The sequence below is a fragment of the Streptomyces sp. NPDC001027 genome, from assembly GCF_040299045.1.
In the GTDB taxonomy this organism is placed as follows: domain Bacteria; phylum Actinomycetota; class Actinomycetes; order Streptomycetales; family Streptomycetaceae; genus Streptomyces.
Window position 1 is genome coordinate 20,842 of the sequence record NZ_JBEPBI010000091.1, and the last position, 9,096, is coordinate 29,937.

Below are 9,096 nucleotides of genomic sequence, written 5' to 3' on the forward strand. Positions count from 1 at the left end.
GGCCCCGCTCGTGCTACCGGAGCGGCCCGGTGACCGTCTCCACCGCCGCGACGAGTCCTCCGGCGCGCACGAAGGCGTCCGCCGCCGCGAGGTCGGGGGCGAGGAAGCGGTCCGGGCCGGGGCCCTGCACGCCCGCCTCGCGCGCTGCCCGGATGACCGCGCGCGTCGCCGGCGCCGGGGTCAGCCCCTCGCGCAGCTCCACACCGCGGGTGGCGGCGTACAGCTCGACCGCGATCACACGGGTGAGGTTGTCGACGGCGGTGCGCAGCTTGCGGGCCGCGGACCAGCCCATCGACACATGGTCCTCCTGCATCGCCGAGGACGGGATCGAGTCGGCGGACGCCGGCACGGCCAGCCGCTTCAGCTCGCTGACCAGCGCGGCCTGCGTGTACTGGGCGATCATCAGCCCGGAGTCGACGCCGGCGTCGTCCGCGAGGAACGGCGGGAGGCCGTGGCTGCGGTTCTTGTCCAGCAGCCGGTCGGTGCGCCGCTCGGCGATGGAGGCGAGGTCGGCGACGGCGATGGCGAGGAAGTCCAGCACGTAGGCGACCGGCGCCCCGTGGAAGTTGCCGTTGGACTCCACCCGCCCTCCCCCAGTGCCGAAAGCCTGGGAGGTGCCCCCAGGAAGCACCACCGGGTTGTCGACGGCCGAGGCCAGCTCGCGCTCGGCGACGAGACGGGCGTGCGCCATGGTGTCGCGGCCGGCGCCGGCGACCTGGGGGGCGCAGCGCACCGAGTAGGCGTCCTGGACGCGGGGCGCGTCGTCCTGGTGGTGGCCGGTGAGCTCCGAACCCGCCAGCACGGCCAGCATGTTGGCGGCCGAGGCGCCCTGCCCCGGGTGCGGGCGGATGGCGTGCAGCTCGGGGGCGAGCACCTTGTCGGTGCCGAGCAGGGCCTCCAGCGACAGCGCGGCCGTGACGTCGGCCGACTTGTAGAGCATGTCGAGGTCGGCGAGGGCCATGACCAGCATGCCGAGCATGCCGTCGGTGCCGTTGAGGAGCGCCAGGCCCTCCTTCTCGCGCAGCTCGACGGGCGTGATGCCGTGCTCGGCGAGCAGCTCGCCGGCGGGGCGCACGACGCCGTCCGGGCCCTCCGCGTCGCCCTCCCCCATGAGGGTGAGGGCGCAGTGCGAGAGCGGGGCCAGGTCGCCGGAGCAGCCGAGGGAGCCGTACTCGTGGACGACCGGGGTGATGCCGGCGTTGAGGACGTCGGCCATGATCTGCGCGACCTCGGGCCGCACGCCGGTGTGCCCGGAGCAGACGGTCTTCAGCCGCAGGAACATCAGCGCCCGCACGACCTCGCGCTCCACCCGCGGGCCCATGCCGGCGGCGTGCGAGCGGACGATGTTGCGCTGCAGCTGGGCGCGCAGCTCCGGGCTGATGTGCCGGGTGGCGAGGGCGCCGAACCCGGTGGAGACGCCGTAGACGGGCTCGGGCTTGGCCGCCAGCGCGTCGACGATGCCGCGGGCCGCGGCGAGGGCCGCCACCGCCTCCGCGGAGAGCTCGATCCGGGCGCCGTCGCGCGCCACGGCGACCACGTCGGACGCGGTCACGCCGGACGTCCCCACCACCACAGTGTGCATATCCATATTCAGGAGCGTACGCAGTGAAGACGAAGATGTCACCAGTGGGGGCGGGGTCCACCCCTTACCGATGCGTCACTTCGCCGCCTCGCGGGTCCCGAGGCCTCCTCCCGGCGCGCTTCGGCGGCGCGGCTCAGGGGCGTCCGCGGAAGCGGCGTCGTTCGGCGGGGGTCCGCTCGTGCGGCGGATCCGGCTCGTCGGCCAGCCGCACCACGGGGTCGTCGGGGCCCTGCCGTCCGGCGACCACCGGCCGGGCGGCCCGCACGGCCTTGGCGCGGTACTGGGCGGCGTCCGCCAGGCGGAACAGCCGACGGGCCGAGGACACCGGCCCGATCGGGTCCGCGGTCGAGGCGAGACCGCAGGCCACGCCCTCGCCGAGCTCCAGCCCCCCGGCCCGCCGGCACAGGTCGTCGGCGACCTTGACGACGTCGTCGGCGGGCGGTCCGACGGCCAGCAGACAGAACTCGTCCCCGCCGAGCCGGGCGGCCAGCGCCCCCGGCAGCATCGCCCCGCACAGCGACAGCACCGAGCCGAACCGCTCCAGCAGCCGGTCGCCGACGGCGTGCCCCCGGGTGTCGTTGACCCGCTTCAGCCCGTTCAGGTCGCAGACCACGAGGGAGACCACCACTCCCTCCGCCCGATGGAGCTCCACCGCCTCCTCCAGCCGTACGTCCACGGCGCGGCGGTTGGCGAGGCCCGTGAGGGCGTCGGTGAAGGCGAGGCGGCGGGCCTCCTCCAGCCGCTCGGTCTGGGCGAGCCCGGCGGCGACGACCGCGGCGAGGACGGTCGCGAAATCGGCGTCGTCGCGGTCGAAGACCCGGGCGCCGGTGGAGCGGGCGACGTACAGCTCCCCCCAGGCCCGGCCGTGCAGCACGATCGGAGCGACCACACAGGAGCCCCGGCCCCGGCGGCGCAGGGCCGCGACGCGCTGATGACAGTAGCCGGGACGGCCGGCGGCGAGGCCCTGGGCCGTCTCCACCCAGGCGTTGGGCTCGCCGCCCGCGGCCCAGCGCTCGTGCAGGAACTCGGTGATCTCGGGGAACTGGTGCACCGGGTAGGCCTCGGCCTCCGGGAACTCGGCCTCGTCGGCGGCCCGGTCCCCGACGTTCACCAGGACCCGCAGCCGCCCGAGGTCGCGCTCCCACACCGAGAGCGCGGCGAAGCTGCCGGTCAGGGCCCGGCCGGCCCCCAGCGCGGCCGCGCGCCAGGACTCGCGAGGGGTGCGCGCGGCCGCCATGCCCTGCGCGAGCGCCACCACGGCCGCCAGGCGTGCGTCCTCACCCATCGCCCTCACCCCCACTGCCCTCGCCCATGACATCAGGCTAGGGATATTTGGGTGAAAAAGAGACACGAAGGGGGCACTTAGAGTGACGGCGCCCTGGGCGTCGGCGGCCGCCCCGCGATTCTCACTCGCCCGGCCACTGCGGCTTGCGCTTCTCGTTGAACGCGGCGACCCCCTCCGCCCGGTCCCCGGAGAACGCCACCGACCGCCACGCCGCGTCCTCGACCTCGAGCCCGGCCCGCAGGTCCAGCCCCTGCCCGAGCCGCAGCGCCCGCTTCGCGGCCCGCAGCCCCACCGGCGAGTTGCCGGCGATGCGGGCGGCCATCGCCAGCGCCTCCTCGCGATCCCGGCCCTCCTCCGCCAGCACGTCCACCAGACCCAGCTCCCGCGCCTCGGCCGCCTCCACGCGCCGCGCGGTGAAGATCAGCTCGGCCGCCCGGGCCGCGCCCACCCGGCGGGGCAGCAGCTGAGTGCCGCCGCCGCCGGGGATCACGCCCACCGACACCTCGGGCAGGCCGACCACGGCCGTGCGGTCGGCCACGATCACGTCGCAGGCCAGGGCCAGCTCGAAGCCGCCTCCCAGGGCGAAGCCGTGCACCGCCGCGATGGTGGGCGTCGGCAGCTCCAGCACGCCGGTGTACGCGCCGCGGGCGAGGGGCCGCTGACGCACCAGCTCGGCGTCGCTGAAGGAGTTGCGCTCCTTGAGGTCGGCGCCGACGCAGAACGCCCGCTCGTGCGTCGAGGTCACCACGACCACCCTGACCTCGCGGTCCTCGCCCAGCGCCGCGCACGCCGCGGCGATCGACCGGGCCATCTCGGTGGAGACCGCGTTCATGGCCTTCGGCCGGTCGAGGACCAGTTCCGCGACATGACCGCCGTCGCCGTGCCGCCGCACCAGCACGAACTCCCCGAAGCGCTCCTCGCCCACACGCTCCCCGCCCACGACACCGCTCACGACAGCCCTCCGGTTAACGATGGTTAACAACCAGGGTCCGATCATCCCAGTCGCGGACCGCGAGCGAAAGACCGGGCCCCTCCGTACCGGTTCCTCGGCCACCCGTACGGGTGATATCCCGCCCAACCCCGTATGCACCACCCATGGCAGCGCATAACGTGCCTCCGCCCCGGCGCATCGAGGGCGCGAACGCATCGGGGAGGGAACGTGATGGCCGGCACGCTGATCGGGCTGGACGAAACGACACGGCAGGACGTGGCCGCGGCGGCCGACCCGCCCTGGACCCCGCGCGCCCGGGGCCGGCACCGCCGGCCGCGCCCCCGCAAGGTGCTGTTCGCCGCGGGCGGCCTGGTGCTGGCCGCGGGCGTGCTGAGCCTCCTGCGGCCGACCCCCGACACGGGCGGCGCCGGCGCCCTCGGCGCCGCGGAGGCGGAGCCCCAGCCCGACCTCGTCACGAGCGCGGACGACGACCCCGGCGAGGCGACCGGGGAGGGCACCGCGAAGGCGGCCGAGGACGGCCGGGGCGACGGCGCGACCGCCGCCGGCCGGCCCTCCGCCGCCGGATCGGCCGCCGTCGCGCCCGCCCCCACCGCGCCGACCGCCATGGGCGGGGCGAGCGCCGGCCCGGCGCGCGAGGCGGGCGGCCTCCTGCCCGGTGCGCCCGGGGCTCCGACGTCCGTCGCCCTGACGCCCGGCGCCACCTACGTCCCGGCCCCCCGCGCGGCGACGCCCGCGCCCACCGCGACCGCCGCCCCCGAAGCCCCGTCGGCGCCCCGGCCGGCCCCGGCGACCACCGCCCCGGCGCCCCGCCCGCCGTCGCCGCCGAAGACCGCGGAGCCCCGGCAGCCGGGCCTGTGCGTCCCGATCATCGGCCTCTGCGTGGACCCGCTGACCGCACCGGCGTCGCAGCGCTGAGGGCGTGTTTCGAACGTAGCGTCGTCTGCCCGAAGGGCAGGCCTGGCGGCGTCTGGTGCGTGCGATCCCGACAACGCGGCTGGGGTCCCCCCTCCGGCAGAGTGCGTGCCAGGCGCCGCCCGGCTGGGGGCGCCTCCCGGCCGGAGGCTGGGGGAGGGACTTTCGAAACACGCCTCAGGGCATGACCGTCGTCAACGGGGCCCGGCACGTGCGGGCGCCAAGGGGGCGACCGGCGCGGGCGGGCGGCGGCGGCGCGGGTCAGATGTCGGTGTCGTTGCGGCGGGTGAGAAGCCAGGGCTCGACCACGCCCAGGCCGCGCACCGGGCGCTGCCACATCGGCTGCAGGGCGAAGCGGTACTTCGGCGGCTCCTCGCCCTCCTTCTCCGCGGCGGCCGCCTCCTCCGCGGCCTCGGCCTCCGAGGAGGGGGCGTCGCCGGTGCGGATCAGCTCCTCGGCGAAGGCGCTGTCGACCAGGACGGCGTCCCGGGGGGCTATCGACGTCAGCCGGGAGGCCAGGTTGACCGTCGTGCCGAAGACATCGCCCATCCGGGTGGTGACCGTGCCGAAGGCCATCCCGACGCGCAGTTCCGGCATCGTCTCGTCGTTGCTCATCGTCTCGACCAGCAGCAGCGCGATGTCGGCGGCGGTGCCCGCGTCGTCCGCCGCGTAGAGCACCTCGTCGCCGAGGGTCTTGATCAGACGTCCGCCCCGGGCGGCCACCAGGTCGGCGGAGGTCGTCTCGAACGCCTCGACGAGCTCGCCGAGTTCCTCCTCCTCCATCCGGCGGGTCAGCCGGGTGAAGCCCACGAGGTCGGCGAAGCAGACGGCGAGCCGCCGGTCCACCATCTCCTCGTCGTCGGCGGCCTGCACGACCCGGCCGGCCGAGGCGGCGAGCTGGCGGCGCCAGACGTAGACGAGGAACTCCTCCAGCTCGGGCAGCAGCAGCTCGACGATCGGGTACGTGACCTCGGTGCGGGTCATGCCCGGCTCGGGCGGCTCGGTCAGGCCCTCGAGGAAGGAGTCGATCTGCCACTCCGCCAGACGGGCGGTGGTCTGCCCGGTGGACCGCGCCACCTGCACCGCCATCGCCTCGCTCAGCAGCCCGGCCTCGACGAGACCGGCCAGCCGCCGCAGGGCCAGGACGTCGGCCTCGGTGAGCGCCTTGGCCTGCCCGATGTCGGCGAAGCCCATCGCCCGCCAGAAGCGCGACGCCAGCTCCATGGAGACGCCCGCGCTGCGGGCGGCCTGGAAGGGGGTGTAGCGGCGCTCGGCGCCGAGGATGAGCTGTTCGAGGCGCAGCGCTAGAGGATGCGGGTCCTCACCGGGTTCGCCCGGCTCGCCGGGGTCGGCGGCCGGCAGGTTGCCCCGGCCGTCCTCGCCCGCGCCGGAGCCCGTGTCGTCGACGGTCACGCCTGCTGCCCTTCCGATCTTCCGCGGTCAGGTTTCGACCGGCCTCAACTCTACGGCAGGTGTGCGCCAGCTCACTCCGTTCGGTTCGGCGGGGACTGGCCCCCGTTGGCGTCCGATGGTCCCCGAGCAACCCCCGAAGAGGTCGCCGAACGGCCTCGGAGCCACCGCCCGGCCCTTGCGTCGTCGTGCGTCACGCCGGTCGCAGATGGACGATGTCGCCCGCTCCCACCGGTTCCTGCACCCCTTCCTCGGTGGCGATGACGAGTCGGCCGTCGCCGTCGACCGCGACCGCCTCGCCGACGAGCGACCGGTCGCCGGGCAGTTCGGCCCGCACCGTTCGTCCCAGGGTCGCGCATCCGGCCGCGTACGTCTCCTGCAGGCCGCTCGCCGCCGGGTCGCCGCCGGCGGCGCGCCAGCGGCCGTACCACTCCTCCAGCGACCGCAGGACGGCCCGCAGCAGCGGGTCCCGGTCCGTGGTGACCGCGCCGGCCAGCGCCAGGGAGCCCGCCTGCGGCACCGGCAGCTCCTCCGCGCGCAGGGTGACGTTGAGGCCGACGCCGACGACCACCGCGTCCGTGCCGGCCCGCTCCGCGAGGATGCCGCCGGCCTTGCGTTCCTCCCCGCCGACGGTCACCAGCAGGTCATTGGGCCATTTGAGTGCCGTGTCGACGCCCGCCGCCCGGGACAGTCCCGTCGCGACCGCGACGCCGGTGAGCAGGGGCAGCCACCCCCAGCGGGCCACCGGCACCTCGCTCGGCGTGAGGAGCACGGAGAAGAACAGCCCGGAGCGCGGAGGCGCCGTCCACCGGCGGTCCAGCCGGCCCCGGCCCGAGGTCTGCTCCTCGGCCACCAGGACCGCGCCCTCGCGCGCCCTGCCCTCGCGCGCCGCCGTCACCAGGTCGGAGTTGGTGGAGCCGGTGCGCTGCACCACGTCCACGCTCGACCAGAGACCGCCCTCCCGTACCAGCGCCCGGCGCAGGGCCGCGCCGTTGAGGGGCGGGCGGTCCAGGTCGGACCACCGGCCGCCGCCCGCCTCTGATGCATCTCGCGGTGTCATGCAAGCCACCCTAGGTGTGTTGAACACCGCACTGCCGATCGGTAGGGGCACCACTACGCTACGGATGAGTAACCGTCCCCCCTTTTGAGCAGGCAGGGAGCCGCATCCCGATGTCCGAGCCGGAAGAGCGCCACGAGATCCCAGGGATCGACATCCACACCACCGCGGGCAAGCTCGCGGATCTCCAGCGGCGCATCCAGGAAGCGACGCACGCCGGTTCGGAACGCGCCGTCGAGAAGCAGCACGCCAAGGGCAAGTTGACGGCCCGTGAGCGGATCGAGCTGCTGCTCGACGAGGGTTCCTTCGTCGAGTTGGACGAGTTCGCCCGGCACCGTTCCACCAACTTCGGCCTGGAGAACAACCGCCCGTACGGAGACGGCGTCGTCACCGGGTACGGCACGGTGGACGGCCGTCCGGTCGCCGTGTTCTCGCAGGACTTCACCGTCTTCGGCGGGGCGCTGGGCGAGGTCTACGGCCAGAAGATCGTCAAGGTCATGGACTTCGCGCTGAAGACCGGCTGCCCGGTCATCGGCATCAACGACTCCGGCGGCGCCCGCATCCAGGAGGGTGTGGCCTCGCTGGGCGCGTACGGCGAGATCTTCCGCCGCAACACCCACGCGTCCGGAGTGATCCCGCAGATCTCCCTGGTCGTCGGCCCGTGCGCGGGCGGCGCCGTCTACTCCCCCGCGATCACCGACTTCACGGTGATGGTCGACCAGACCTCGCACATGTTCATCACCGGCCCGGACGTCATCAAGACGGTCACCGGCGAGGACGTCGGCTTCGAGGAGCTCGGCGGCGCGCGCACCCACAACTCCGTCTCGGGCGTGGCGCACCACATGGCCGGCGACGAGAAGGACGCCATCGAGTACGTCAAGCAGCTGCTGTCGTACCTGCCGTCCAACAACCTGTCCGAGGCGCCGGTGTTCGCGGAGGAGGCGGACCTGTCCGTCACCGACGAGGACCTCGAGCTGGACACGATCGTGCCGGACAGCGCGAACCAGCCGTACGACATGCACACGGTGATCGAGCACGTCCTGGACGACGCCGAGTTCTTCGAGACGCAGGCGCTGTTCGCGCCGAACATCCTCACCGGCTTCGGCCGCGTCGAGGGCCACCCGGTGGGCATCGTCGCCAACCAGCCGATGCAGTTCGCGGGCTGTCTGGACATCACGGCCTCCGAGAAGGCCGCTCGCTTCGTGCGCACCTGCGACGCCTTCAACGTCCCGGTCATCACCTTCGTCGACGTGCCCGGCTTCCTGCCCGGCGTCGGCCAGGAGCACGACGGCATCATCCGCCGCGGCGCGAAGCTCATCTACGCGTACGCCGAGGCCACCGTCCCGCTGATCACCGTCATCACCCGCAAGGCGTTCGGCGGCGCGTACGACGTGATGGGCTCCAAGCACCTGGGCGCCGACCTCAACCTGGCCTGGCCCACCGCCCAGATCGCCGTGATGGGCGCCCAGGGCGCGGTCAACATCCTGCACCGCCGCACGATCGCGGAGGCGCAGGCGGCCGGCGAGGACCTCGAGGCGGTGCGCGCCCGGCTGATCCGGGAGTACGAGGACACCCTCCTCAACCCGTACATCGCGGCCGAGCGCGGCTACGTCGACTCGGTGATCATGCCGTCCGACACCCGCCGGCACATCGTGCGCGGGCTGCGTCAGCTGCGCACCAAGCGGGAATCACTGCCCCCGAAGAAGCACGGCAACATCCCCCTCTAAGGAGCCGCTGTGACGATCAAGGTCGTACGGGGCAACCCGACCCCGGAGGAGCTCGCCGCCGCCCTGGCGGTGGTCCGGGCCCGCGCCGCGGCGGCGGCGCCGCCCCCCGCCGGCGGGGGCCCCCCCCGGGGCGCCGGGTGAGATGGGGAGAGGCCCCCGCGGAACAACCCT

7 protein-coding genes and 1 pseudogene are annotated in these 9,096 nt (G+C 74.4%); 3 read left to right on the plus strand and 5 right to left on the minus strand.

Annotated elements, in window-relative coordinates:
* Window positions 1-13 precede the first annotated feature (13 nt).
* The 3 genes from hutH to ABT300_RS23895 all read right to left on the minus strand — a co-directional run bounded on the left by hutH (window position 14) and on the right by ABT300_RS23895 (window position 3,792).
* Entirely contained in the window at window positions 14-1,582 is a 1,569-nt protein-coding gene (gene hutH / locus ABT300_RS23885) for a histidine ammonia-lyase (RefSeq protein ID WP_351679148.1), read from the minus strand.
* 133 nt (window positions 1,583-1,715) lie between these two features.
* Entirely contained in the window at window positions 1,716-2,867 is a 1,152-nt protein-coding gene (locus ABT300_RS23890; protein ID WP_351679135.1) for a GGDEF domain-containing protein, read from the minus strand.
* Between the two features lie 121 nt (window positions 2,868-2,988).
* A complete protein-coding gene (locus tag ABT300_RS23895) occupies window positions 2,989-3,792 on the minus strand; it encodes an enoyl-CoA hydratase/isomerase family protein (RefSeq protein WP_351679150.1) in 804 nt (267 codons plus the stop codon).
* Between the two features lie 237 nt (window positions 3,793-4,029).
* Between ABT300_RS23895 and ABT300_RS23900 the strand changes: the two genes are divergently transcribed.
* Entirely contained in the window at window positions 4,030-4,734 is a 705-nt protein-coding gene (locus ABT300_RS23900) for a hypothetical protein (protein WP_351679138.1), read from the plus strand.
* Window positions 4,735-4,992: 258 nt separating this feature from the next.
* Here the strand turns inward: ABT300_RS23900 and ABT300_RS23905 are convergent, their stop codons facing one another.
* On the minus strand, window positions 4,993-6,144 hold the full coding sequence (locus ABT300_RS23905) for an adenylate/guanylate cyclase domain-containing protein (protein ID WP_351679141.1): 1,152 nt from the start codon (window positions 6,142-6,144) through the stop codon (window positions 4,993-4,995).
* Between the two features lie 190 nt (window positions 6,145-6,334).
* A complete protein-coding gene (locus tag ABT300_RS23910) occupies window positions 6,335-7,201 on the minus strand; it encodes a biotin--[acetyl-CoA-carboxylase] ligase (RefSeq protein ID WP_351679144.1) in 867 nt (288 codons plus the stop codon).
* 110 nt (window positions 7,202-7,311) lie between these two features.
* Between ABT300_RS23910 and ABT300_RS23915 the strand changes: the two genes are divergently transcribed.
* Both ABT300_RS23915 and ABT300_RS23920 read left to right on the plus strand, forming a co-directional pair.
* A complete protein-coding gene (locus tag ABT300_RS23915; protein WP_351679146.1) occupies window positions 7,312-8,925 on the plus strand; it encodes an acyl-CoA carboxylase subunit beta in 1,614 nt (537 codons plus the stop codon).
* Between the two features lie 9 nt (window positions 8,926-8,934).
* A pseudogene (locus ABT300_RS23920) lies at window positions 8,935-9,054 on the plus strand (acyl-CoA carboxylase subunit epsilon); the annotation flags it as partial.
* Window positions 9,055-9,096: the final 42 nt, after the last annotated feature.

What these genes read in the sequence shown, in the direction of transcription:
- ABT300_RS23890 (WP_351679135.1), bottom strand. Translation starts at nt 2,867, where the DNA reads ATGGGTGAGGACGCACGCCTGGCGGCCGTGGTGGCGCTCGCGCAGGGC.
- ABT300_RS23915 (WP_351679146.1), top strand. Translation starts at nt 7,312, where the DNA reads ATGTCCGAGCCGGAAGAGCGCCACGAGATCCCAGGGATCGACATCCAC.
- ABT300_RS23910 (WP_351679144.1), bottom strand. Translation starts at nt 7,201, where the DNA reads ATGACACCGCGAGATGCATCAGAGGCGGGCGGCGGCCGGTGGTCCGAC.
- hutH (WP_351679148.1), bottom strand. Translation starts at nt 1,582, where the DNA reads ATGCACACTGTGGTGGTGGGGACGTCCGGCGTGACCGCGTCCGACGTG.
- ABT300_RS23900 (WP_351679138.1), top strand. Translation starts at nt 4,030, where the DNA reads ATGGCCGGCACGCTGATCGGGCTGGACGAAACGACACGGCAGGACGTG.